Source organism: Halolamina pelagica (assembly GCF_900115675.1).
Classification (GTDB): Archaea; Halobacteriota; Halobacteria; order Halobacteriales; family Haloferacaceae; genus Halolamina; species Halolamina pelagica.
This window is the reverse complement of record NZ_FOXI01000004.1, coordinates 167,549-190,526: the sequence shown is the minus strand read 5'-3', so window position 1 is coordinate 190,526 and position 22,978 is coordinate 167,549. Positions and strand designations below refer to the sequence as shown.

22 protein-coding genes and 1 tRNA gene are annotated in these 22,978 nt (G+C 71.4%); 15 read left to right on the top strand and 8 right to left on the bottom strand.

What is annotated here, in order from left to right; genetic code table 11:
* Positions 1-18 precede the first annotated feature (18 nt).
* The 7 genes from BMZ83_RS07455 to BMZ83_RS07425 are packed head-to-tail and all read left to right on the top strand — an operon-like array spanning position 19 to position 7,871.
* Positions 19-1,746: a type II secretion system protein gene (locus BMZ83_RS07455; RefSeq protein ID WP_143076910.1), complete on the top strand. Its 1,728-nt coding sequence runs from the start codon at positions 19-21 to the stop codon at positions 1,744-1,746.
* Positions 1,747-1,785: 39 nt separating this feature from the next.
* A complete protein-coding gene (locus BMZ83_RS07450) occupies positions 1,786-2,250 on the top strand; it encodes a DUF7283 family protein (RefSeq protein WP_074877227.1) in 465 nt (154 codons plus the stop codon).
* A complete protein-coding gene (locus BMZ83_RS07445) occupies positions 2,219-2,626 on the top strand; it encodes a DUF7285 family protein (protein ID WP_074877224.1) in 408 nt (135 codons plus the stop codon). The genes BMZ83_RS07450 and BMZ83_RS07445 overlap by 32 nt, the downstream gene beginning before the upstream one ends.
* Positions 2,623-3,471 carry a DUF7284 family protein gene (locus tag BMZ83_RS07440; RefSeq protein WP_074877222.1) on the top strand — a complete coding sequence of 283 codons (849 nt, stop codon included), beginning with the start codon at positions 2,623-2,625 and terminating at the stop codon, positions 3,469-3,471. The genes BMZ83_RS07445 and BMZ83_RS07440 overlap by 4 nt, the downstream gene beginning before the upstream one ends.
* Positions 3,468-6,536, top strand: coding sequence for a DUF7286 family protein (locus BMZ83_RS07435; RefSeq protein ID WP_074877462.1), 3,069 nt, complete (start codon positions 3,468-3,470; stop codon positions 6,534-6,536). Before BMZ83_RS07440 ends, BMZ83_RS07435 begins: the two co-directional genes overlap by 4 nt.
* Positions 6,537-6,570: 34 nt before the next feature.
* Positions 6,571-6,996 (top strand): DUF5791 family protein, encoded by a 426-nt coding sequence (locus tag BMZ83_RS07430; protein ID WP_074877220.1) that lies wholly within the window; start codon positions 6,571-6,573, stop codon positions 6,994-6,996.
* On the top strand, positions 6,996-7,871 hold the full coding sequence (locus BMZ83_RS07425) for an NAD-dependent epimerase/dehydratase family protein (protein WP_074877218.1): 876 nt from the start codon (positions 6,996-6,998) through the stop codon (positions 7,869-7,871). Before BMZ83_RS07430 ends, BMZ83_RS07425 begins: the two co-directional genes overlap by 1 nt.
* Here BMZ83_RS07425 and BMZ83_RS07420 read toward each other — a convergent pair whose 3' ends face one another.
* The gene (locus BMZ83_RS07420) at positions 7,872-8,876 is read right to left on the bottom strand and encodes a DUF7115 domain-containing protein (protein ID WP_074877216.1); all 1,005 of its coding nucleotides are present in this window, start codon (positions 8,874-8,876) and stop codon (positions 7,872-7,874) included.
* Between the two features lie 97 nt (positions 8,877-8,973).
* Between BMZ83_RS07420 and BMZ83_RS07415 the strand changes: the two genes are divergently transcribed.
* Positions 8,974-9,124: transfer RNA gene (locus tag BMZ83_RS07415), tRNA-Met, on the top strand.
* A 255-nt stretch (positions 9,125-9,379) separates the two neighbouring features.
* On the top strand, positions 9,380-10,171 hold the full coding sequence (locus BMZ83_RS07410; protein WP_079990135.1) for an HpcH/HpaI aldolase family protein: 792 nt from the start codon (positions 9,380-9,382) through the stop codon (positions 10,169-10,171).
* Between the two features lie 14 nt (positions 10,172-10,185).
* On the opposite strand, the gene BMZ83_RS07405 is transcribed toward BMZ83_RS07410, so the two are convergent.
* On the bottom strand, positions 10,186-10,500 hold the full coding sequence (locus BMZ83_RS07405) for a DUF5827 family protein (protein ID WP_074877214.1): 315 nt from the start codon (positions 10,498-10,500) through the stop codon (positions 10,186-10,188).
* Between the two features lie 133 nt (positions 10,501-10,633).
* Complete coding sequence (gene sod, locus BMZ83_RS07400) at positions 10,634-11,236, bottom strand: superoxide dismutase (RefSeq protein ID WP_074877213.1); 603 nt, start codon at positions 11,234-11,236, stop codon at positions 10,634-10,636.
* Positions 11,237-11,388: 152 nt separating this feature from the next.
* Here sod and BMZ83_RS07395 point away from each other — a divergent pair, with 152 nt between their 5' ends.
* Positions 11,389-12,576, top strand: coding sequence for an MFS transporter (locus BMZ83_RS07395; RefSeq protein WP_074877211.1), 1,188 nt, complete (start codon positions 11,389-11,391; stop codon positions 12,574-12,576).
* On the opposite strand, the gene BMZ83_RS07390 is transcribed toward BMZ83_RS07395, so the two are convergent.
* Positions 12,573-13,190 (bottom strand): DJ-1/PfpI family protein, encoded by a 618-nt coding sequence (locus tag BMZ83_RS07390; RefSeq protein WP_074877209.1) that lies wholly within the window; start codon positions 13,188-13,190, stop codon positions 12,573-12,575. The genes BMZ83_RS07395 and BMZ83_RS07390 overlap by 4 nt on opposite strands.
* Positions 13,191-13,289: 99 nt before the next feature.
* Between BMZ83_RS07390 and BMZ83_RS16810 the strand changes: the two genes are divergently transcribed.
* The gene (locus BMZ83_RS16810) at positions 13,290-13,433 is read left to right on the top strand and encodes a hypothetical protein (RefSeq protein ID WP_166623224.1); all 144 of its coding nucleotides are present in this window, start codon (positions 13,290-13,292) and stop codon (positions 13,431-13,433) included.
* Between the two features lie 79 nt (positions 13,434-13,512).
* Here BMZ83_RS16810 and BMZ83_RS07385 read toward each other — a convergent pair whose 3' ends face one another.
* The gene (locus tag BMZ83_RS07385) at positions 13,513-15,036 is read right to left on the bottom strand and encodes a cryptochrome/photolyase family protein (protein WP_074877207.1); all 1,524 of its coding nucleotides are present in this window, start codon (positions 15,034-15,036) and stop codon (positions 13,513-13,515) included.
* A 250-nt stretch (positions 15,037-15,286) separates the two neighbouring features.
* On the opposite strand from BMZ83_RS07385, the gene BMZ83_RS07380 reads away from it, so the two are divergent.
* Both BMZ83_RS07380 and BMZ83_RS07375 read left to right on the top strand, forming a co-directional pair.
* Entirely contained in the window at positions 15,287-16,249 is a 963-nt protein-coding gene (locus tag BMZ83_RS07380) for a PGF-CTERM sorting domain-containing protein (protein ID WP_074877205.1), read from the top strand.
* 96 nt (positions 16,250-16,345) lie between these two features.
* Entirely contained in the window at positions 16,346-17,713 is a 1,368-nt protein-coding gene (locus BMZ83_RS07375; RefSeq protein WP_074877203.1) for an MFS transporter, read from the top strand.
* A gap of 7 nt (positions 17,714-17,720) precedes the next feature.
* Here BMZ83_RS07375 and BMZ83_RS07370 read toward each other — a convergent pair whose 3' ends face one another.
* Positions 17,721-19,001 (bottom strand): HAD hydrolase family protein, encoded by a 1,281-nt coding sequence (locus tag BMZ83_RS07370; protein ID WP_074877200.1) that lies wholly within the window; start codon positions 18,999-19,001, stop codon positions 17,721-17,723.
* A gap of 61 nt (positions 19,002-19,062) precedes the next feature.
* Here BMZ83_RS07370 and BMZ83_RS07365 point away from each other — a divergent pair, with 61 nt between their 5' ends.
* Both BMZ83_RS07365 and gfcR read left to right on the top strand, forming a co-directional pair.
* Positions 19,063-20,103 (top strand): glucose 1-dehydrogenase, encoded by a 1,041-nt coding sequence (locus BMZ83_RS07365; RefSeq protein ID WP_074877197.1) that lies wholly within the window; start codon positions 19,063-19,065, stop codon positions 20,101-20,103.
* Positions 20,100-20,720 (top strand): transcriptional regulator GfcR, encoded by a 621-nt coding sequence (gfcR, locus tag BMZ83_RS07360; protein WP_074877195.1) that lies wholly within the window; start codon positions 20,100-20,102, stop codon positions 20,718-20,720. The genes BMZ83_RS07365 and gfcR overlap by 4 nt, the downstream gene beginning before the upstream one ends.
* Before the next feature lie 15 nt (positions 20,721-20,735).
* Here gfcR and kdgK1 read toward each other — a convergent pair whose 3' ends face one another.
* Both kdgK1 and BMZ83_RS07350 read right to left on the bottom strand, forming a co-directional pair.
* Positions 20,736-21,716, bottom strand: a complete 981-nt coding sequence (gene kdgK1 / locus BMZ83_RS07355) for a bifunctional 2-dehydro-3-deoxygluconokinase/2-dehydro-3-deoxygalactonokinase (protein WP_074877192.1) — start codon at positions 21,714-21,716, stop codon at positions 20,736-20,738.
* On the bottom strand, positions 21,713-22,948 hold the full coding sequence (locus BMZ83_RS07350; protein WP_074877190.1) for a mandelate racemase/muconate lactonizing enzyme family protein: 1,236 nt from the start codon (positions 22,946-22,948) through the stop codon (positions 21,713-21,715). The genes kdgK1 and BMZ83_RS07350 overlap by 4 nt, the downstream gene beginning before the upstream one ends.
* Positions 22,949-22,978 lie beyond the last annotated feature (30 nt).

The window sequence follows — 22,978 nt, the reverse complement described above, 5'->3', positions numbered from 1 at the left end:
CCGCCGGCCGATCGGTCAGTGAAGCCGGATCGACTCGTCGGTTCGATCGCGTCACGGTGGCCTCGTGAGCCGGCGGTCGAGGAGGAGCTAGCCGAGGCCTGCGAGCGCCTGGGGTTGCCTGCCGCACCCGAACTCGTGGCGGCAGCCGAGGCGATCGGCGCGACGGTCGCAACCGTTGGCGTGTTCGCCACTCTCGCCGCCGGGTCGCTCCCGCTGATTCCGCTGGCGATCGGGCTCGGCTCAGGTCCACCGCTCGTCGTTCGCTACGTCCCCGTCGCCGCTGCCGAACTCTCGCGCACGCGTGCCGTCGGCGACGCTCCGGCCCTGTTCGGCCGGCTGACCCTCCGGCTCCGGGTCGAGCCGAGCCTGGAGCGGGCGGTCACGTTCGCCGCCCAGTCGGGCGATGGCGATCTCGCGGCGTCGCTGTCAACCCACGCGAGTCGAGCGCGCGGGACCCCAGAGGCGGGGTTGGCGTCGTTCGCCGCCGAGTGGGGGGAGCACGCTCCCTGGATCGAGCGCGCCGCCGCACTCGTCGTCGACGCGGCCGACGCACCGACGGACGTGCGCGACCGGGGGACTGAGCGCGCGCTGGCGGCCGCTCGGTCGGGCGTCGAAGAGCGCGCGGCGTCGTTCGCCGGCGAGATCCGGGCGCCCGTGACGGGGCTGTACGCGTTCGGCGTCCTGCTCCCGCTCGCGCTTGTCGGCGTGCTCCCCGCGGCTCGGCTCGCGGGTGTGAACGTCGGTATCGGCACGTTAGCGGTGCTCTACAACCTGCTCCTCCCGATAGGCCTGCTCGGGGCGAGTGGGTGGCTCCTCGCAGAGCGTCCCGTCTCGTTCCCGCCGCCGCGGATCGACACCACCCACCCGGAGGTCCCGGACCGTCGCCGGAGCGCAGCCCTCCTCGGGGGAGTGGCCGGCGGTAGCGCGGGCGCCGGGTGTGCCTTCCTTCTCCCGTGGGCGGTGCCGATCGTCGCCGTCGGCGCGGGGACCGGCACCGCGTTGCTGTGGCTGTTCGCTCCCGTCCGGGAGCGCCACCGAGAGGTCCGTGCGGCCGAGTCCGGCCTCCCGGACGCGCTCGCACTCGTTGGTCGACGCGTCGGCGACGGCGTCGCGGTCGAACGGGCGCTGGAAGTGGCCGCCGAGGAACTCGGCGGCGACACCGGCGAGTTGCTCGCCGCCGCGTCGAGTCGGGGTTCGCGTCTCGGGCTACCGGTCGAAGCAGCCTTCTTCGGACGGTTCGGTGCGTTCCGACACCTGCCCAGCCCGCGGCTCCGCGACGCCGGGCGATTGATCGCACTCGCGGCGACGGAGGGGCCCCCGGCGGGTGACGCCTTGGTCGCCGCCGGGGACCACCTCCGCGAACTCGCTCGGGTCGAACGCGACGCACGACGCGAACTGGCGGCGATCACCGGCACGCTTTCGAACACCGCCGCGCTGTTCGGCCCGCTCGTCGGCGGCGTCTCCGTCGCGATGGTCGGCCGGATCCCGGCCGACGCTGGCGGCACCCTGAACGCCGGTTCGGGGGCGACAACGAGCGCGGCACCGGCGACGGCGCTCGGTCCCGGCGCACTGGGACCGGTCGTCGGCGTCTACGTACTCCTGCTCGCTGCGATCCTGACCGGGCTGGCGACGGCGCTGGAGCGCGGGATCGACCGGTCGCTCCTGGGCTATCGGATCGGCCTCGCACTCCCCACCGCGACGGCAGCGTACGTGGCCGCGGTCGTCGCCGCGGGGGCGGTGCTCTGAGCCGAGAGTTCAAGTACGAAACCGGGACCACTCCGTGCCATGCTCGGACCTCCGACGGAGTCGCCGGCCCTACACGCCGGGCTCGTGGTAGCCGCCGTCGCGTTTCTCGCCGTCGCCGGAACGCTCCCGGCTCGGCCCGCGCCGGACGCGACTGGCGTCGCGGACACCGTCGACGCGGTCGCGGCCGGTCCCGCGCCGGCGGGGGCGAGCCACGACCACGGCGCCGACGCTGTCCGGCTCCGCCCGCACGGTATCGCGATGCGTAACGACGCCGGCACTGCGCGGGCGACGTTCGCGTTCGGACCGGTCGTCCCAGTCGACGACGGTGAGCTACGCGCGGTTCTCCGGGAGGGAGCACCGCAGGCGGTGTTCTCGACCCGCGCGGCGTTCCGTGAAGCCGTCGAAGCGGCACTGGCACGCGAGCCGAGTTGGATCGCGTCCGACGAGATCACCGTCACGGGGGTGGACTGGGATGGCTACCGCGTCACGCTCGTCGGCGCCTGAACGCGGCCAGGCGTCGCCGACGGCGGCGCTCGTCGCCGTCGCCGCGGTCGGGCTCGGCCTCTCGCTGTACGCGACGGTGTTCGCCGGCGTCGCCCCGACGGCCGATCGCGAACTCGCGGAGCCGACGCTCTCGCGGGTCCACGACGTCGTGGCCCCGGCCGGCGTCGCGACGGCCGAGCGACTCGACGACGCCCGAGCGGCGGGGCCGGCCGGTTGGTCGGTCCGTGTCGAACTACGGGCCGGGTCACAGCGCTGGTCGGCCGGTGACGTCCCGCCACCGGGCTCGGAGTTCCGGACGGCGGGTCGTCACGTCCCAGTTCGGACTGCGCCGGGCCGGGTACGTGCAGGGTGGCTCCGGGTGGTGGTTCACCGGTGACGGCAGCCGCCATCGACGCCTGTCTCTGTCTGCTGTTGATCAGTGCGGCCGCGGTCACCGTGACGAGCGTGCCGGCGTCGCCGGGGGTGGCACACGCCGACCGGGCCGATGCGGTCGCGGAGACGCTGGCGGCGACGACCGCGGACGTCGCGTACACGCTCGAACCGACGCCGAAGGGCGCGACCGACCCCGACACGAACTCCGAGTACGAACGCGTCGCCCACGGGACGTTGGCGTCGCTGTTGGCCGACGTCGCCATCAGGACCGTCCACGTCGACGGTGACGCGCTGACGCGGACCAACACGGGGTTCGCAACGGCGGTTCGCGCGGCTGTCGACGAACGACTCCCGCCACGAACGCGGGTCGTCGTCCGCTGGCGGCCGTTCCCGGACGCCCACCTCGGCCGGGAGTTCGCCGTCGGCAACGCGCCGCCACAGTCGGCGGACGTGCACGCCGAGACGATCCGCGTTCCGAGTGGCGTCGATCCCCCCGAAACTGCCGGAGTGGCGTCCGAGGAGAGGTACGCCGGTCTCGCCCGCGTCGTTGTGAACTCGATCGTCGACGGGATCCTGCCCCCCGAGAAGGGGCGACTTGCGCTCGCCGACGACGCGCCGCTCGACGACCTCGTTCGTCACCGTTACCAGCGGGTAAGTGATCGCTACGGCGTCGACACGAGCGCAGCAGTCGAACGTGGCGACACCCGCGCCGCCAACAGACAGATCGCAGCGGCGATGGCCGATCGTGTCGCGAGCGACCTCCGGCAGGGAACCGGGAGCCCGGAAGCGGCCGTCGAACTGCTCGCGCTGGACACCGTCGAGATATCCGTCCGGACGTGGTCGCCATGAGGTTGGCAGACGACGATCGCGGCCGGGTCCCCTTCGCGCTCGTCGGGGTGCTGCTCCTCCTCGGCGCCTCGGTGTACGCGACGGGGGTCGCTGATCGGGCACGGCCGTCGATCGAACGTCCCGCCGCGGCGGCGATGGACGACGTGGTCCGGGACGCGCGGCCGGCGCTCAGCGACGCGGTCCGTGATGCCGCCCACGACGCCGCCCGCGAGCCTGTCACGACGCCGGCCGACACGGCAGCGGGGCGGGCGATCAACGACTCCCGACCGTTCCTCGACGGACTCAGACTCCGCATCGCGCTCGCCGCTCGCGAATCGCTCTCCGGCGTCAGGCGGGAGCACGGCGCGGCCGAGGCACGAATCGGCCTCCCCACAGTCGACGGGTCGACAGCGTCGCTTCGGCGTGCGAAGTCTGGGGTCGAGGTCGTCCCCGTCGACGGCGGCGCGGCGATGCGCGTGACCGTCCGGAACGTCACCGTCCGGGCCATAGAGGAAGGGCGGACTGTCGCTCACCGACGGATGAACGTTACGCTCACCGTCGAGACGCCAGTGTTCGCGCTCCACCAGCGAACCCGCGAGTACGAACGGCGGCTGAACCGTGACGCCCTGGCCGGCGAAGGCCTGGCACGCGGGCTGACGACGCGGTTGACCGCAGTAGCGATGGCTCGAGGCAACGCCCGCTACGCCGGCGCGCCGATCCGAAACGTGCTCGCCAACCGGCACGTCGAACTCTCGACCAACGCCGCCGTACTCGCCCAACAGCGGGCGGTTTTTGGGCGCCACGACCCCGCCGGTGCCCGCGCAGTCGACGTTGCGACAGTCGGGGTCGGCGTGCTCGACATCCTCGGCGGCCGCCACGGCGACGCCGCAACCGCGACGAAAGCACTCGTGAACCCGAACGCGGTCGATGGCGCCACGACCGATCCAGCGTCCGGAGAGTTCGACCCCCAACAGCCGACCACGGAGCCGATCGACGCCGGTCCGGAAGCGGCCGCCGATCGGGCGTATCTCGATGCCATCTCCGAGTCATCGACGGCCGGAAGCTACCGCGTCCGGAGCGAGCTCCGTGTCACAGTGCTCACGCAATCGAGCGCGCGGACCCCGGAACATAGACTCGACAACTGGACGCTCGTCGATCGCGAACACACCGAGCGAACGGTCGTCACGACAGTCCAGGAGCCGGAAGCCGAGTCGGCGGAGACCGTGGTCGACACGGTTCGGAAAGTAACGATCCACCACACTGTCGAACGACGCTGGCGACGCAACGGGACTACCCGGACGACGACCGCCGAGTGGACCGAGACCGCTCGCGTCGCAGTACGCGTGACTGCGGCCTACGCGCCGGCCGACGCAGCGCCGGACAGGCCGACAGAGCCGCTGTTCGAGCGTGGCGGCGCGCTCGGGGGGCCGAACCTCGCAGGCGCCCGCGAGCGCGCCGCCGACGCGCTGCTCCAGGCCAACGGCGGCCTCGATGCCGTCGCGGCGCGTGCCGTGGCTGCTGACGGCAAGAGCGCCATCGTTCACCAGCGGACCGTCACCTCGGCCCGGCCGAGCGCGCTCGACGCCTGGATCGCCGCCGATCTCCGGGGGCTCCGCCGCGAGGTGGCGAACGTCTCGGTCTCTGTGCCGCGCTCGGCGATCGCGAGCGGCGACGCGAACGCGCCAGCCAGACTGGCCGAGGAACTCCGGGACCGCCGCGCGGAACTGCTGGACGTGCCCACAGCCTACGACGGTGCCGCCGACCGTGCGCGCGTCGCGGCCCGCGCTGCGTTCCTCGAGCGCGTGCTCGCGGAACTGGACGCGCGTGCGGCCGACGCCCGCGACCGGAACGTCGACTACCGGGACGAGTTCGGTGATCGGGCGACGGCCGGGCTCTCGAAGCTGATCGAACTCGGTCGGACTGAGGCCAGGACGTTCAGCGGGGTCGACAGCTACGAACAGTCCGCGGCAGTCGAGGACGGACTCGTCCTCACGCCCGACGGCGGGCCAGCCTACCTCACGCTCGGGGCGATCGACCACGAGCTTGAACCGAGCGTGCCGCCCGGTGCGTCCGCACACCCGTTGACCGCACGCACGACCAACTGGGTGGCGGTGCCCTACGGCGACGCGGCCGACGGAATCGTCGACACGCTGATGGGCGGCGGAACCCGGAGGGTGAGCCTCGAGACGGCCGCGGGAACGCTGATCGCGGCGAACCGCACTGCCGGGGCTGGTGGCGACGGTGGTTCCGCGGCATCGACCGCCCTCGCGGCGAACCGCGCCGAGTTGGCTGCGGCGGTCGGGAGTTCGGTCGAACGCGCAGAGGCCGCCGTCTGCGACGCCGCGACGAACGGGACGGGGATCGGCCAGTCCACCTGCCGAGCAGCGGTCGTCGACGCTCGGGACCGCTGGCCGGCGCTCGGCTCCCGGGCCCAGTCGATGGCCGACGGGAGCTACGCGGCCGCGTTCGAGGGCGCGCTGACGGCACGGGGCGTCGACGCGGCGACGGCCGACGAGGCGGCCGTCCGCGTACGGGTCCGGCTCCGGCAGCTCAGCGAGGGGCAGGCGACGAGCGTGCCAGCGGCGACGACCAACCAGACCGCCTCGGTGGTCAGGCGGGCCGCTCGCGAGACGGCAAGGAAGCGGGTCAGCGGCGCCCTGGAGAACGCCAGCGCGACGGCGACCCGTCGGCTGACCGGCGCCTCGCGGCTGCCGGCAGGGTTGCCTGTCGCGCCACCGCCGTACACCTGGATCGCGACCGTCAACGGCTGGAGCGTCACCGTCCGCGGCGAGTACCAGCGCTTCACCGTCCGGGCACGGGCTCCCGCGCCCGACGGTGCCGGGAGCACGGTTCGGTACGTTCGGGACGGCGCCGCGGCTCGGCTCGACGTCGACGGGGACGGCGAGCAGGAACGGCTCGGGCGGAGTGAGCGGGTCGACTTCGAGGCCGCGACGACGGTCGTGGCCGTCGTGCCGCCGGGGATGCCCGGCGTCGGCGACGTGGACGGCAACCGGGACGAGAAGTCGCCCGGCTGGCCCTGCCCCGGTGTCGACGACGGCTCCTGTACCGCCGACGAACCGGAGTAACAACGGTTTTCCCCGGCGGGCGCCGAGGTCAGGTATGCTCTACGACGCAGTCGCGGCCGACGAGGAGGGGTCCCCCGAGGCCCTCCTCGCGGCCTACTTCGAGGAACTCGCGTCGGTCGTCGCCGACCTGGGCGTCGACACCGTCGTGGGCGGCACCGGCCTCGACCGGGAGACCGTCGAAGCGATCCAGTCGGGAGCCCGGCCCGAACTTACCCTCGAGGAGGCCAGTGAAGTGCTCGCGCTTTCGGACGGGGCACCCGACGCCGACAGCATCGCGTGGGAGAGCCGCGATCACGTGCTGATGGGGATGACGACCGCCGTCGTCGACGTGGACACCATCGCCCGCGAGATCGACACCGAGCTCGACGGCAAGGAGATCCAGCAGGCCGTCGAGGGGCGACTCCCGACCACGCTCGAACAGTTCGCCGCGATCCAGGCGTACGTCGACGCCCGTCGCTGATGGACGTTCTCGTTCTCGGCTGTGGCTACGTCGGCCGCGAACTCGGCCGCCGACTCGGCGACGCGGGCCACGACGTGATCGGCGTGGTCCGCTCCGAGTCGAGCGCCGTCGCCGCGGCTGAGGCGGGCATCGAGCCGATTCAGGGGGATCTGACCGATCCCGGGGACGTGTCCGCACTCCCCGACGCCGACGCGCTCGTCTTCGCGGCCTCGGCGGGCCGGGGCAGCGTCGCCGAGGCGCGCGCGCTCTACGCCGACGGGCTCCGGGCGGTGGTCTCGACGTTCGCGGCCCGCGAGTCGCCGCCGGATCGGCTGCTGTTCACCTCCACGACCGGCGTCTACGGCGACCACGACGGCGACTGGGTGGACGAGTCGACGCCGATCGCCCCCCAGCGCCCGAAAGCCGCGGTGATCGCGGAGGCCGAGGCGATCGTCCATCGCAGCGATATCGCCGCCACCGTCGCCCGGTTCGCCGGGCTCTACGGCCCGGGGCGCTACCGGGTCGAATCGTACCTCGATTCGGTGACCGCCGGCTGGCGGAACTCGGTCCACCGGGACGACGCCGCGGGCGCGCTGGCGTGGTTCCTGACCGAGGACGTGGGCCGCGGGGAGACGGTGCTGGTGACCGACGGTAGCCCGGTCGACCGCTGGGAGTTCGCGGACTGGCTGGCCGAGCGCTGTGGCGTCCCCGAACCCGAGAAGCTGACCGTGGAGGAGCGACTGGCGGAACTGCCCGCGTCGGCGGCGCCGCGGGTGGCGAGTCGGAAGCGCTGTCGGAACGACCGGCTGCTGGAGTTAGGGTACGAACTGGCGTACCCCTCCGTGTACGAGGGGTACGAACCGGCGATCGACGCGTTCCGTCGTGGCGAGCACTGACTACCGGCCCTGCCGGAGCTCTTCGATCAACTGCTCGATCAGATCGTTCTGGCGTTCGAGTTCGGCCTGCTGCTGCTCGATCACGCCCCGGAGGTCGTCGATCTCGGCCGCGAGGTCGCCCACGTCCGGATCGGTCTCCACGTCGGTGTCGAGGTCGGTCGGCTCCGCGTCGGCCGTCGCCGCCTCGACCTGTTCGATGAGCCCGTCGGTGTCGTCGTCCGTCGGGGCGGGCTCCTCCGGCGCTTGCTCCTGCTCCGCGGATCCCTCCGGTTCGGCGTCGGGGACGGGGGTCTCGCCCTCGTCGAACAGGTCGGGCCCGTCACCGAACGGTGACTCCCCCGCCGTGTCGGCGTCGGCGGCGTTCTCGTCGGCGTACTTCGCTCGGAGTTCGTCGATGTCGCGTACGTCGTGGTAGGAGAGCAGGGCGTCGGTGATGGCTGCCTCGACCGCACGGGCGTCCTCGTTTGGCGCCTTGAACCGCTCCTGCCGGCCGCCGTGGGTGAGGACGACGCTCGTGGCGACGTTGCCGGGCTCGAAGTCGAGGTCGGTGACGTTCTCGAAGGGGTACTCCTCGAACTCCTCGTCCCAGACCGCCTGGCCGATGTGTTTGACCACGCGCTTGCTGGTGACGATGAGGGTGAGCTCCGAGAAGCGGAACGTGCGCTTGACGGTCTCGCCGGCGTCGGTGATCCCGTTGGCGTCGAGCACCCCAGCTAGCAGCGGGTGGAGTACCTCGCCGAACTTCCCCTTGGGCACCGAGAGCGTCTCCTCGCCGTCGAGGCCGTAGTCGAGGGTGAGCTTGGCCTTCCGACGGCTCGTCGAGAGGGTGATGCGTTCGGCGTCGTGGGGGAACTCCTCGACGGTCTCGTCGGAGAGCAGCCCCTCGGCGCGGTAAACCAGCGTCCGAGTGGGCGTGACCAGCAGTCGGTCCTCGCCGCCCAGATCGACCTCCGCGACCGGCTCCTCGCCCTCGAGGTGTGCGGTGACGGTCTCCGGCAGGCTCATGGGTAGGCGTTCACCCCGGAGGCCATAAATCCGCGTGGCTCGCGCCGTCGAGAGAGATGGGAGGGTTTAAGTCCGAGATACGATTACGCCGTAGTGCGGCCGGGTGGCTTAGCTGGACATAGCGCCGCACTCATAGGGTATCGAGATTCGGTGCGGTACGCCTTGGAAGATCCGCAGCGCCCACGGGGCCCGCCGAGCCTCGGACCTGGGTCATGCGGAGATCGCGGGTTCGGAGCCCGCCCCGGCCATTCTCGCGGTTCGAAACGACGACGAGCGAACGGAGTGAACGAGGAGTCCGAGAACCGTATGTCGGGCCGTCGCGGGCGGAGAACCCGGAACGGTCGCCGTGAACGGCGCATCGCGGAGTGAACGGCGATACGGGAGAGCGAAGCTCTCCCGGAAGTTCGAGCCCGCCCCGGCCACTCTACCTGTAGTTCAGATGGCTAGCGACCGCACTAGCCGGAACCCGCCGACTTTTGCCCGTCGGGGACGCCACCTGAGGCATGACCACCCACGAACGGACCGAGGAGATGGCGCTCCGGGAGAAGCTCGCGGGCGGCGACGCACCGATCGGGAGCTGGGTGTCGATGGGCTCCCCCGCCGCCGCGGAGATCGTCGGCGACCTCGACTTCGACTTCGTCGTCGTCGACACCGAACACACGCCGCTGTCGGTCGAGAGCGCGGGCGAACTCGTCCGTGCCGTGGACGCCGCGGGCGACACCGACACGGTGGTTCGAGTCCCCGAGAACGACGCCACGCAGGTCAAGCGGGCGTTGGATCTCGGCGCCGCGGGCGTGATGGCGCCGCGGATCGAGAGCGCCGCCGAAGCCGAGGCGCTGGTCTCGGCCGCACGCTACCCACCCGAGGGCGTCCGCGGCGTCGCCGGCAGTCGCGCCAACGGCTACGGCGCCCGCCTCGACGAGTCCTTCGCGTCGGCCAACGACGCCGTCGCGGTGCTACCCCAGGTCGAGTCCGCCGCCGGCGTCGAACACGCCGAGGCGATCGCCCGCGTCGACGGCGTCGACACGCTGTTCGTCGGGCCCGCCGACCTCTCGGCGGATCTGGGCTGCTTCGGCGAGTACGACGACCCGGCGTTCCGCGACGCGCTCGAACGCGTGCTCGATGCGGGCGCGGCCGCGGACGTTCCCGTGGGCACGCTCGCGACCAGTCCCGCGGAGATCGACGCCTGGCACGACCGCGGCCTCGACTACCTCATCGCCGGAACCGACATCGGCTACCTCCGACGGGGCGCTCGATCCGCCAGCGAGCGCTACGCGTCGCAGTTCCGGGAGTAATCGGTCGCGGCGGGCTACTCCGAGTCGGTCGGTTCCGAGGCGGCCTCGTTCTCGAGGTCGGTCGGTCGACGCAGGCCGTAGTAGCCCGGCGCGTCCTCCGCGGGCGGATCGGCGACGACGAGGTCGTCGGCGTTCGTCATCACCCACGGGATGGCCCAGTCCAGCAGCACCGACTCGGTCTCCTCCTCGATCTCGGCGTCCGGTTCGAGCCCCTGCAGCAGGCGAGCGATCTCGTAGACCGTGTACATGCGATCCTCGACCAGTAGCTCCTCGGGCGTGTAGAAGTCACACGGGTGGAGCCGGTCGAAGCTCTCCTTGGCGCGTGGCATACGCCGGCGTTCGGCCGGGGCGGCGTAAACGCTACCGGTCCGGGGCCGACGGCGGCACTACGGGGCGAGCCTCGAAAGAAATCGGGACGGCGACGCGTTCCGGCTTCGTGCTACCCCATCGGGGGTAGCGGTTCTACTCGAACAGCTCGACGGCCTGCTCGTACCGCGCGGCAGGCTCGTCCCAGTCGACGACCTCGAAGAACGCGTCGACGAAGTCCCCGCGGGCGGGACCGTAGTCGTAGTAGTAGGAGTGCTCCCACACGTCCAGCGCGAGGATGGGGTGCGAGCCCCAGAGTGCGCCCTGGTCGTGCTTGTCGACGACGACGTTGCGGAGCTGGTTGCTGTAGGAGTCGTAGACGAGGAGCGCCCAGCCGCCGGCGGCGCCGGCCGCGGCCTCGAACTCGCCCTTCCAGGCGTCGTAGGAGCCGAAGTCCTCGGCGATGCGGTCTCGGAGGGAGCCGGACGGTTCGTCGCCGCCCTCGGGGCTCATCGACTGCCAGAACAGGTCGTGGAGGATGTGGCCCGACCCGTTGTGGGTCACGTCGCCGATCGCGCCCGGCGACGAGCCGAACTCGCCGTTCTCGCGGTTCTCGGCCAGCGTCTCCTCGGCGCTGTTCCAGCCGTTGACGTAGCCCTGATGGTGGGTGTCGTGATGCCACGTCAGCACCTGCTCGGAGATGTGCGGTTCCAGCGCGTCGTAGTCGTACGGGAGCGGCGGTAGTTCGTACTGGGTCATCAGTGAATCACCACTCGTTTGTTGGGTTGCGGTTCATGTTAAATCTTGAGGAAACGTGTGTTAACAGGCCGCAGAGACGGGCTCAGCGACGTGAGGCTAGCGGACCGTGCCGCAACGGGCACGCACTTACGTGGCTGCACCACAGGGTCGATATGGGCTGGCGCGGCGTCTCACTCGTCTCGGGCTGGCAGTTCACCGCCAGCCTCTGTTTCTACACGGTGTTCGCCGCCACCGCGTTCGTCCGCGAGGGGTTCGGCGTCTCGCTCGGCGTCACGGGATTGACCGTGACGGCGGTGATGCTGGGGTACACCGCGCTGCTGTTCGGGACCGGCGCGGCCACCGACGCGTTCGGCGAGCGGCCCCTGCTGGTGTACGGCCTGCTCGCGCTCGCGGCGGGGATGGCGTTCGTCGCCGTCGCCCCCACCTTCCCGATCCTGCTCGTGGCGCTGTTGTTCGTGGGGTTCGCGTACGCGACGGCGATGCCCGCGACCAACCGGGCGGCGGTCAACGTCGCGCCCCCCGGTCGGGAGGCACTGGCGATGAACGTCAAGCAGGTCGGCGTCACCGCGGGCAGCGCCGCCGCGGCACTCCTGGTCACGTGGATGGCGACGACCGACGCCGCGACCGTGTTGGGGCCCGTCCGGTTCGACTGGCAGGCCGCCTTTCTGGCCGGTGCGGGCCTCGCCGTGGTCGTCGCCGTCGTCACCGCGTTGCGGTACGAGGGGATGCCCGCCAGTGGGTCGCTCTCGGTGCCCGACGTGCGCTCGCTGCTTGACGACCGCGCCTACCGCGGGCTGCTCGTCTCCGGGTTCTTCCTCGGCGCCGCGGTGTTCACGACCACCAGCTACGCGGTCCCGCACGTCACCGACACCGTCGCCGCCACCGCTGGCGTCGGCGGCGCCGTGCTCGCGACCGTGCAGGTAACGGGCAGTCTGGGCCGGCTCGCGGGCGGGGAACTGGCGGACCGCATCCCGGGTCGACCCACCCGCGGGCCGGCGCTCGTCCTCGCCGCGCAGGCCGCAGTCGCCGGCGCGGGCTTTCTGGCCGTCGTCGTCGCCGACGGCCAGACTGCGACGTGGCTGGCGTTCGGCTTCCTCGGCGTGTCCATGCTCGGCTTCCCCGGCGTCTACTACGCGACCATGACCGCGCTGGTCGACGACGACGAGGTCGGCGCGGCCACCGCCGGCGGGCAGAGCGCGCTCAACGCCGGCGGCCTCGTGGCGCCGCCGCTGTTCGGGACGGTCGCCGAGACCGTCGGGTACGACGCGGGCTGGACCGGCCTCGCCGTCCTCACGACCGCCGCGGCCGCCGCCGTCTGGGTCGCCATCGCGCGGACTTAACGATCGACGAGCACGTCCCCGCGGCGCTCGTACTCAAGCGTCGTCGCCACGCTGTCGGCCACGTCGGCGCCGAACTCCCGCTCCACGAGGTACAGCGCCAGGTCGATCCCGCTGGTGACCCCGCCGGCGGTCACGACGTCGCTGGTGTCGACGACGCGCGCGTCGGGCACCTCGACGCCGGCCGCCCGGAGGTCCCCGACCGCCGACTGGTGGGTGACGGCGGGGCCGTCGCCGAGGAGGCCGGCGCGTTCGAGCAGCATCGCGCCGGTACAGACCGACGTGATCGTCGCGCCAGCGTCGTGGTGGGCCGCGATTCTCGGTGGGAGGTCGCCGGCGTCGTACTCCCGGCGGACGCCACCCTCGCCGCCGGACCAGCCACCGCCCGGCACCACGAGCAGGGCCGGCGCCGCGGCCTCGTCCGGGTCCGCGAGCGTCCCGTCGACGCCCACGTCGAGGCCGTGGCTCGCGGTGACGCGGTCCCGCGGATCGGCAGTGACCAGCGAGACGGTGCAGTCGGCGCCGGCACGCGCGGCGTTCTGGAACACCTCGAAGGGGCCGACGGCGTCGAGTTCGTCGAAGCCGTCGTACAGCAGCACGTCGATGCGTGTGGTCATACCACCCAGTGGGCGCCCGGCGAGCAAAAGCCCGACGGCGGCGGGGGGATCCGGTTCCGCGAGGGAAACGGTTAATCCCGGGGCGCCGGGAGCCGAACTATGACCAACTGTCCGTCCTGCGAGCGGGAGGTGCGGAAGTTAGAGCGCGCGTTCATCGACGCCGACTGGGGCGAACCGGTGATCTGGCAGTGCCCCCACTGCGAGACGATCCTGGGGACGACGGATACCGCAACGCACGGGTAGCGAGCCAGCCTCGGCGCGCGCCCGGCAGCGACCGACAGGTCGCTGCAGGAAGCGTGATGCCGTGGCGATGTGAGAACCGTTAGGCCTCGTCCGGCTCCTCCCCCCTCGCTCGCTTGTACATCGCCAGCGCCTGCTCCCGGCGCTCGCCGTGGTCGACGATGGGGTCGGCGTAGTCGGGCGCGAGTTCGGTACGCTCCTCGTCGGTCAGGTCCGGCCAGTCGTGGATCGCGTCGGCGTCGACGCCCCGGAGCTCCGGCACGTACTCCCGGATGTACTCGGCGTCCGGGTCGTAGCGCTCGCCCTGCGTGGCCGGGTTGAAGATCCGGAAGTAGGGCTGGGCGTCGGTGCCCGTCGACGCCGCCCACTGCCAGCCGCCGGTGTCGTTGGCGGTGTCGTGGTCCGCGAGGTGTTCCCGGAAGTGGTCGTACCCCGCGCGCCAGTCGATCAGCAGGTCCTTCGTGAGGAACGAGGCGACGATCATGCGCACGCGGTTGTGCATCCACGCCTCGTCGCGGAGCTGGCGCATCCCGGCGTCGACGATGGGGTAGCCGGTCTCGCCGGCCTTCCACGCCGCGAGTTCCTCGGGATCGTCGCGCCACTGGATCGGCTCCTCGTACTCCTTGTAGTTCTGTGAGACGACCTCGGGGTTGAAGTAGAGCACCTGTGCGTAGAACTCCCGCCAGGCCAGTTGGGACTGGAACGTCTCGACGCTCGATGCGGCGGGCCCCAGTTCGTCGTCCTCCGTTTCGGAGTCGTCGTCGGTCCGCTCGTCCCGCTCTCTCGCGTCGGCCATCGCCGCCTCGGTCGCCTCGTACACCGTCCGGATGCCGATCGTCCCGAACTTGAGGTGCGGGGAGAGCCGGGAGCTCCCCGCCCGGGCGGGGTACTCGCGATCGGCCTCGTAGCTGAAGACGGGCTCGTCACGGAAGCTCTCGAGGCGGTCGTGTGCGGCCGCGGTTCCGCCGGCTTGCACGTCGGCCTCCGGCTCCCCGAAGCCGAGGTCCTCGATCGACGGCAGGTCCGAACGGAGCGCGTCGTCGATGTCGAACTCGCCCGCGAGGGCGTCGGCGAGCTCGCCCGCCGCGAGCGCGTCGCCGTCCGCGAGGTCACCGCTGTCGGGCGCCGGGAACGGGTCGGGCTTCTCGCGGTCGCGCCACTTCTTCCAGAAGTACGTGTACACCGAGTACGGCTCCCCCGCGTTGGTGCGGATCGTCCCGGGTTCGTGGAGCACCGCGTCGTGGTGGGTCTCGGCGGCGACGCCGGCGTCGGCGAGCGCGTCCTCGACCCGCGCGTCGCGCTCCTGTGCCAGTCCGGAGTAGTCAGCGTTCCAGTGGACCGCCTCGGCGTCGACGGCCGCCGCCAGCGCGGGGAGCAGTTCGGCTGGGTCCCCCCGGGCGACGACGAGGTCGCTCCCGCGCTCGCGGTACGCCTCACGGAGTTCCGCGAGCGAGTCGAGCATGAACCGGACCCGCGCGTCGCCGGCGTGGTCGAGGACGGCGTCGTCGAAGACGAACACCGGCACCGTGTCGCCGTCGGCGGCGGCCGCCGCCAGCCCCCGGTTGTCACTCGCCCGCAGGTCGCGGCGATGCCAGAAGATCGTCATGGGGACGGGTCGGCCGGCGGCGCCGTGAAACTACTGGCTCGGCAAAACCTGCCGATACAGTCCAGTTAACGCCTACCAGACGGCGTCCGGAAGGGAACCGTTTAGTTCGTCCTCACGAATCAGGGGACAGCGGCCGATTTACTCGGTCCGGCTCCGCCCCGCTCGCCCTCCGTACGGCGTCGCACCCCACAGCGTCCGCTGACGCACCCGGACACCCGTCTCGGCGAGCGGGGCTGGGCCCCACCCAACCATGAACACACGGTACACTGCGCTCTCGCTCGCGTTCGTACTGCTTCTCGCAGCCGTCGCCCCCGCGGCGGCCGCGACCGCACCGGTCGGATCGGACGCCGTCGGTGACCTCACGGTGACCACGGCGCCGGCGACCACCTCCGCCTCCGCCGCCGCCGAGGCCGGCAGCCAGTCCGACCCGACCAACAGCATCGTCGCCGCCAGCGACGTCGTCGTCCTCCGGCTCAACGCTTCCGGCGTGCCCGCCGAGGCCGACGACGACGGCACGCTCCTGGGCGACGAGCTCGAGGTCTCGCTCCAGCAGACCGAGAGCAGCGTCGGCACCGACGAGTCCGCGAAGACGCTCGACGCCGCCGCCGACACCGAGGGCGTCGCCGTCGACGCCACCGAGAACGCCGTCTACGTCGCCGTCGACCTCGACGAGACGACGTTCCAGCAGGGCAACGGCACCGCAGCCGCCGAGGTCGGTGACAGCTTCACCGCGTCGGCGACGCTGACCGACGCTGTCACCGACGGCGAGAACTACACCCGCACCGCCACGTTCGGCGTCGTCGAACCCAAGGTCAACTTCCTCGACGGTGTGAGCGAGGCGCCCGCCGGCCAGGTCGTCAACTACCAGGTCGCGACCACGCTCGCGCCCGGCACCTCGCTGACGTTCTCGCTGGTCTCCGGTACCGGCGACGACACCGGCGCCGAGACCACGACGCAGGTCACCGTCAACCGGAACGGTCGCGCGACCGGCCAGTTCTCCTTCTTCACCTTCGAGGCGAACGAGGAGTACACGATCAGCATCACCTCCGAGGAGGCGGGGCTGAACGAGACGTGGACGGGCACGGCCCAGGCCACGGGCACCCAAACCCCGACTGACACCTCGACCGAAACGACCACCTCGGCGCCCGGCTTCGGCGTCGTCGCCGCCCTGATCGCACTGATCGGCGTCGGCTTCGTCGCTCGCCGCGAGTAACGCCGCCGATACCGGTTTTTTTACTGCAGCACCGGCGCCCGGTAGTCCCGCGTATCGAAACGAAACGTCTTTTCGGGGGTCACACGCAGTCGGCGTGTGAACGAGGAACGGCTGCAGTTCTGGTCGCTCTACCTCTCGCGGTTCGCCACGGGCTTCGGCTACTCGACGCTCGCGCTGTTGATCCCGTTCTACATCGAGGTGCTCAACGCCTCGGACTTCATGGGCGGGCTGTTCATCACGGGCTTTACGCTGGCACAGACGATCGTGGTGATCCCGCTGGCGTGGGCGGGCGACCGGTACGACAAGAAGAAGGTACTGCTCGCGGTGCTGAGCGTGAGCGTGGTTGCCTACGTCGCGTTCGCGAACGTCCAACCCATCGGCGACGCGGTCGCCGTCGCCGCGGCGTCGATGTTCGGCATCGAGCTGGCGACGAGTTTCGCCGACAGCACGGCGTTCATCGGCGTCCGCGCGCTGCAGGGCGCCGCCGTCACCGGCTCGGGGCTGATGACGCTCTCGCTCGTCGGCGAACTCGCCGACCACGGCGAGCGCGCCAACGCCATCGGGAAGGCAAACTCCGTGCGCTTTCTGGCGTCGATCCTCGGGATGATCATCGCCGGCGGGCTCTACCAAGTCGTCGGGTTCACGCCGATCTACACGGTCATCGTCGTCTCCTTCGCGCTCGGCCTGGCGGGCGTCTGGCTCTACCTCCCGGCCGACGAGACGCGCTCGTACGGCAACCCCTTCTCCGGCTTGGCGCTCAACAAGCGCATCATCACGCTGACCTCCTTTCGCGCGCAGTACGCCGTCGCGGTGACCGTCGTCCGCTCGTGGGTGGCCATCTACGCCGGCGTCTCGGCGGCCCGGGGCGGACTGGCCTACGCCGGGCTCGCGGTCGCCTTCGTCCTCGTCGCCGAGAAGCTGACGAACATGCTCTGCCAGCCGTTCACCGGCCGGCTCTCGGACGGCTACGGTCGGTCGCTGTTCGTGTTCGCCGGCGGCGGTGCCTACGGGCTGGTCGCGCTCGCGGTCCCGTTCACGCCGGCCATCGGCACGGCAGTCGGCCTCCCGGGGAGCTACGAGCTGATCGTGCCGTCACTGCTCAGCGACCTGACCGGGGTCGGCGCGGGCTACTCGCTGCTCGGGAAGCTCGGCCCGGCGTTCGTTCCGCTGCTCGTCATCAACGGCCTGCTCGGCGTCGTCGACGCGTTCCGCGAACCCGCGAGCATGGCGCTGTTCGCCGACGAGGGCGCCGACGAGGGCGGCATCGCCGCCAGCTTCGGCATCCGCGAACTCGTCTGGCGGCCCGGCAGCGTGCTCGGGCCGATGATGGCCGGGTGGCTCTGGAGCCGGTACGGCATCGAGACGGTGTTCTACGTCGGCGGCGCGTTCGCCGTGACGGGCGCGATCACCTTCGCGGTCGTGCTCACGCACTTCCACGGCCGGGGCGCGCTGACGGAGTGGTAACGAGCGGTCAGCGGCGGCCCGTCTTCTCGATCGCTGCGAGTTGGTTCAGCGCCAGCACCGTCCGGAGGGGCGTCCCGGCGTCGCCGCGGTCGAACAGCAGGCCGTCGGCCTCCCGGACGTGGTCCAGCACCACCTCGGAGGCGTGCTCGGGCGCGCCGGGGATGCCGGCGTCGTGGTGGTCGACCCACTCCATCACCCGGAGGTCGGACTTGGAGTCGCCCAGCACCAACGCGAAGGGGTCGTCGATGCCGAGCACGTCGAAGGCGGCCTCCACGCCCGCCACCTTGTCGAGTTCGAGCGACGTGATCTCCGCGGCGTCGGCCTCGTAGTAGCCCACGTCGATGCGCTCGAACAGCTCCCGGACCGGCTCCGGGATCGTCGTCTCGGGCACCGCGGCGTCGACGCGGTCGAGCACGGCGGCGATCTCGGCGTCGGCGGCGGCGTAGTACGCGCGGGCCCACCCAGTTGCGTCGCTGTCGGCGTCGCCGTCGATACCCGTCTCGTCGGCGACTGCTCGCCCGAGGGAGTCGATCTGGTGGCGCAGCGCCTCGTCGATCACCCCCCGCGCCTCGTGGCTCCCGGTCTCGTGGTTGGGTTTGAGCGTGACGCTGAACTCGTTACCCTGCAGGTGACAGCCGCGTGCGACCGCGGTCGGCGCCTCCCCGAGCGCGCTCGAGCGCACCTGCTCGAACACGCGCCGGACCGACGGCGCGAGCTCCTCGTAGAGCAGCTGCTTGGTGTCGGAGCCGTGCCCCGGCGTGAACACGCCGTTGCCGGCCTCGTACACCACCGAGAGCTCGCCCGAGTGCACGAGTTCGCTGCCCAGCCCCTGCACGAGGAACCCCTTCACGTTCTCCAGGGTCTGCCCGGTACAGATGACGATCGGGACGCCGGCGTCGTGGAGCTCGGTCAGCAGGTGGAGCGTCTCGCGGGGGATCTCGTTGTCCGTTCCCCCCGCCGAGCGCAGCGTCTCGTCCACGTCCAGGACGAGCGCGTTGACCGCACGCCCCTCCCGCTCCCAGAGGTCGACGGCCCGCCCCGCCGTCTCTCGGGTCGCGCGGCCCGCGATCTCGGCGTAGGAGTCGCCGAAGGCGTCGGCGACGCGGGCGTTGCGGCTCTCGAAGTCCGCGCGGGCGGTCTCCCACCGCTCCAGCGCCGCGGTGGAGTCGACCGGCGGGAACAACTCCACGAAGTCACGCAGCGAGCGGATCGACGCGGTGTCGAACTCGTCGTAGAGCCGATCGAGCCGATCGCGGTGGTCGACGCCGGGGCGGTCGCGGTTTCGCATGGCTCAAAAGTTTACTCACTATAGGATAAACGTTTTGTGCAGGTGTGCGGTACGAGGTGACATGGACGCAGTCGTACTCGAGGAGAACGGGTCGCCGCGGCTCGTCGACCGGCCGCGGCCGGAACCGGGTCCGGGTGAGGTGCTGGTCCGGATCGACCGGGTCGGCGTCGACGGCACCGACCGCGAGGTCGTCGGTGGCAACCACGGCGGCACCGAGGGGGCGATGGTGCTGGGCCACGAGGCCGTCGGCACCGTCGCCGACCCCAACGGGACGGCGTTTTCGGCCGGCGAGCCGGTCGTTCCCACCGTCCGCCGGCCGCCGGGGGACTACAACGAGTACTTCCGGCGGGGCGAGCCCGACATGGCGCCGATGAACGCGACCGTCGAGTGCGGCATCGACGGCGCCGACGGGTTCATGGCCGAGTTCGTCGCCGTGCCCAGCGAGTACCTCCTTCGGCTCCCCGAGCGGCTGGCGCCCGCGGGCTTCCTCGTCGAACCGCTGTCGATCACCGCGAAGGCGCTGGAGTTGGCCGAAGCCTCCCGCGAGCCGTTCACGTGGGAGCGCGACCGCGCGCTCGTGCTCGGGACGGGGTCGCTCGGCCTGCTGACGCTGCCAGTCCTCGACGAGCGGTTCGAGGAGGTGTACTGTCTGGGTCGCCGGGACCGCGACGACCCCGCGGTCGAACTGGCCCGGGAGATCGGGGCGACGTACGTCGACTCGCGGAAGACCCCGGTCGACGAGGTCCCCGCCGCACACGCGCCGATGGACCTGGTCGTCGAGGCGACCGGCCACGCGCCACACGCCGTCGAGTCGGTGTCGGCGCTCGCGCCCAACGGCGTCGCAGCGCTGCTGGGGGTGCCGGGCGACCACGAGGCGTCGGTGGAACTCGGCGAACGCCACCGCGAACTCGTCGTCGGCAACCGGGCCGTGATCGGCTCGGTCAACGCCGGGTACAGCCACTTCGAGCGGGCCGTCGAGTGGCTCGACTCCCTGCCGCCCTCGGTCGTCGACGCGTTCACCGAGCACGTCTACCCCCTCCGCGAGTTCGAGGCGGCGCTGGACCGCGACGTTATCAAGACGGCGGTCGAAATCGGGCCATGAAGAACGTCGACGACCTGATCGAGGACGCGCGATCGCTGGCCGACCGGGGCTTCTCGAAGGGGGAGATCGCCGACGAACTCAACGTCTCCCGGGAGACCGCCTCGTGGCTGGTCGAGCGGGCGGGCGCCACGCCGGTCCAGAGCGGCGGGCCGGGCGACATCCACGTCGACTGGTCTGCGGTCGGCCGTGACTCCGCCCGGCTGGGCCACGTCGCCGCGGCGCTCGCGGACCTGCTCTCGAAGAAGGGCGAGGACGTGGACCTGACCGTCGGCGTCGAGAAGGCCGGCGGCCCGCTGGCGACGACGGTCGCGACGGAGTTGGATACCGACCTCGCCACCTACACGCCCCGCAAGCACCAGTGGGAGGAGGGGAGCATCGACGACCTCGAGGGGGGCTTCTCCCGCAACTTCGCGGAGGTGCGCGAACGGGACTGCTACATCGTCGACGACACCATCACCTCGGGGACGACGATGCAGGAGACGATCGACGCCGTCCGCGCCCGCGGCGGCGAACCGGTCGCCTGCGGCGTGCTCGCGGACAAACACGGGCTCGACGAGGTCGACGGCGTCCCGGTGTACTCGCTGCTGCAGGTGATCCGGGTGGGCGACGGCGACTGAGCGTCGACGCCCGTCTCAGCGGTCGATCCCGCCGTCGGCGCCGTCGAGAACCGCGGCCACTTCGTCGGGCGTCACCACCGCAGCGTCACCCGCGACGGTCCGCTTCAGCGCCGCCGTCGCCGCGGCGACTTCCAGCGCTTCCGGAACCGTTCCGCCAGCCAGCCGGCTGGCCAGCAGCCCGCCGACGAACGCGTCGCCCGTGCCGACCGGATCCGCCGTCTCCGTCTCCAGCGCGCCCTGTTCGTGGATGTCGCCGTTGTGTGCCGCAACGGCCCCAGCGTCGCCCCGGGTGACGACGACCAGTTCGCAGTCGTAGTCGGCGGCGAGGGTTCGGGCGACCGTTTCGGGTTCCGCATCCCGGTCCAGCACGGTCGCGGCGTCCCGCGCGGCGACGACCAGCACGTCGACGTGGTCGAACAGCGGCCGGAGCGTCTCGGCTGCCGCGTCCGGGGACCAGAGCTTCCCACGGTAGTTGAGGTCGAACGCACGCGTGGCCCCGGCGTCGCCCGCCGCCGCGAGCAGTTCCTCGGTCGTCTCCGCGAGCGTGTCCGAGAGCGCGGGCGTGATCCCGCTGGTGTAGAACGCGTCGGCAGCGCGGATCCTGTCGACGGCGAGTTCGTCGGGGGTCGCCGTCCGAACCGCGGCGTCCGCACGGTCGTACACGACAGAGGTGCCCCGGGGTTTCCCGCCCGGTTCGAGGTAGTAGGTCCCCACGCGACCCTCGCCGGTCGCGACGGCCGGCTCGACGCCGTGTTCGCGAACCCCGCGCTCGACCCGGCGGCCGAGCGGCGAATCCGGGAGCTTGGAGAGCCACGCCGCCTCGCAGCCGAGTCGGCCCGCGGCGACGGCGACGTTGCTCTCGGCGCCGCCGACGTGGACCGCGAGGTCGTCGGTCGTCTCGAGCCGTTCGCCGGCCGGGGGGCTGTACCGGAGCATGCTCTCGCCGAACGTCGCGAGCGTCGGCGCCGGGGCGTCGTCGAAGGCGGGCAGGCTCATACGGGATCGAACAGTTCCTCGCCCTCGACCAAGTGTTCCTCGACGGTGTCGAGGTCGAGCGTGACGCCCAGGCCGGGCTTCTCGGGCACTTCGATGGTCCCGTCGACGATCACGTCCTCCTCGACCAGGTCCTCCCACCAGCCGAGTTCGTAGGAGTGGTACTCGACGGCTAGCGAGTTCGGGACCGCGGCGCCGACGTGGGCCGCCGCGACGGTGGCGATCGGCGAGGCGACGTTGTGCATCGCCACGGGGACGTAGTACTGGTTGGCCACGTCGGCGATCTTCCGCGTCTCGCGCATCCCGCCGACCTTCGGCAGGTCGGGCGCGACGATGTCGACGGCCTGGTCCTCGATCAGTCGGCGGAGCTCGGTCACGCGGTAGCGGTTCTCCCCGACGGTGATCGGCGTCGTCGTGGAGTTGGTGACCTCCGCCTGCACCTCGAGGTTCTCGGCCGGGACGGGATCCTCGAGCCACCACACGTCGTACGGTTCGAGCTTCTCGGCGAGGCGCTTGGCGCTGCCGCCGGAGAACGTCCAGTGGCAGTCGAACGCCACGTCCGCGCGGTCCTCGACGCGCTCGGTGACGGCCTCGACGATGTCCACCTTGTGCCTGATCTCGCCCGGCCGGAGGTGGCGGTTCGCGCGGTCCTTCTCGTGGCCGCTGGGCACGTCGAGGTCGAACTTCAGCGCGTCGTAGCCGAGCTCCTCGACGACGCGTTCGGCCTCGTCGGCGCAGGCTTCGGGGTCCGCTTCCTCCTCCGTGTGGCAGTCACAGTACACTCGAACCTCGTCGCGGTACTTCCCCCCCAGTAGCTGGTACGCCGGCAGGTCGAGGATCTTCCCCGCGAGGTCGTGCAGCGCCACCTCGATGCCGGAGATGGCGGTGACGGTGACCCCCTCGACCGATCCCTCGCCGGACATCTTCTGGATCAGGTGCTCGTAGAGGCGGTCGATGTCCAGCGGGTTCTCGCCGATCAGGAACGGCTTCATGCGCTCGATCAGTTCCGGGACGCCGGCGCCCCAGTAGGCCTCCCCAGTGCCGGCGACGCCGGCGTCGGTGTAGATCCGCACCAGCGTCCACGGGAAGTTCCCGTCGACCATCGCCGTCTGCACGTCGGTGATCTCCACGTCCCGGCCGCCGCCGCGCTCGCCGGTGGCGCCCATCGTCTCGGCGGAGAGCTCCCGCATCGTGTACTCCGCGTTCGGGTCGTGGAGCCGTGAGTAGTCGACCATGACGAAGGGTTACTACACGCGTAGTAAAAG

Bases quoted from the DNA above. Each gene is read 5' to 3' on its own strand.
- BMZ83_RS07450 (WP_074877227.1), top strand. From the start codon at position 1,786: ATGCTCGGACCTCCGACGGAGTCGCCGGCCCTACACGCCGGGCTCGTG.
- BMZ83_RS07445 (WP_074877224.1), top strand. From the start codon at position 2,219: ATGGCTACCGCGTCACGCTCGTCGGCGCCTGAACGCGGCCAGGCGTCG.
- BMZ83_RS07435 (WP_074877462.1), top strand. From the start codon at position 3,468: ATGAGGTTGGCAGACGACGATCGCGGCCGGGTCCCCTTCGCGCTCGTC.
- BMZ83_RS07430 (WP_074877220.1), top strand. From the start codon at position 6,571: ATGCTCTACGACGCAGTCGCGGCCGACGAGGAGGGGTCCCCCGAGGCC.
- BMZ83_RS07425 (WP_074877218.1), top strand. From the start codon at position 6,996: ATGGACGTTCTCGTTCTCGGCTGTGGCTACGTCGGCCGCGAACTCGGC.
- BMZ83_RS07420 (WP_074877216.1), bottom strand. From the start codon at position 8,876: ATGAGCCTGCCGGAGACCGTCACCGCACACCTCGAGGGCGAGGAGCCG.
- BMZ83_RS07410 (WP_079990135.1), top strand. From the start codon at position 9,380: ATGACCACCCACGAACGGACCGAGGAGATGGCGCTCCGGGAGAAGCTC.
- BMZ83_RS07405 (WP_074877214.1), bottom strand. From the start codon at position 10,500: ATGCCACGCGCCAAGGAGAGCTTCGACCGGCTCCACCCGTGTGACTTC.
- sod (WP_074877213.1), bottom strand. From the start codon at position 11,236: ATGACCCAGTACGAACTACCGCCGCTCCCGTACGACTACGACGCGCTG.
- BMZ83_RS07395 (WP_074877211.1), top strand. From the start codon at position 11,389: ATGGGCTGGCGCGGCGTCTCACTCGTCTCGGGCTGGCAGTTCACCGCC.
- BMZ83_RS07390 (WP_074877209.1), bottom strand. From the start codon at position 13,190: ATGACCACACGCATCGACGTGCTGCTGTACGACGGCTTCGACGAACTC.
- BMZ83_RS16810 (WP_166623224.1), top strand. From the start codon at position 13,290: ATGACCAACTGTCCGTCCTGCGAGCGGGAGGTGCGGAAGTTAGAGCGC.
- BMZ83_RS07385 (WP_074877207.1), bottom strand. From the start codon at position 15,036: ATGACGATCTTCTGGCATCGCCGCGACCTGCGGGCGAGTGACAACCGG.
- BMZ83_RS07380 (WP_074877205.1), top strand. From the start codon at position 15,287: ATGAACACACGGTACACTGCGCTCTCGCTCGCGTTCGTACTGCTTCTC.
- BMZ83_RS07370 (WP_074877200.1), bottom strand. From the start codon at position 19,001: ATGCGAAACCGCGACCGCCCCGGCGTCGACCACCGCGATCGGCTCGAT.
- BMZ83_RS07365 (WP_074877197.1), top strand. From the start codon at position 19,063: ATGGACGCAGTCGTACTCGAGGAGAACGGGTCGCCGCGGCTCGTCGAC.
- gfcR (WP_074877195.1), top strand. From the start codon at position 20,100: ATGAAGAACGTCGACGACCTGATCGAGGACGCGCGATCGCTGGCCGAC.
- kdgK1 (WP_074877192.1), bottom strand. From the start codon at position 21,716: ATGAGCCTGCCCGCCTTCGACGACGCCCCGGCGCCGACGCTCGCGACG.
- BMZ83_RS07350 (WP_074877190.1), bottom strand. From the start codon at position 22,948: ATGGTCGACTACTCACGGCTCCACGACCCGAACGCGGAGTACACGATG.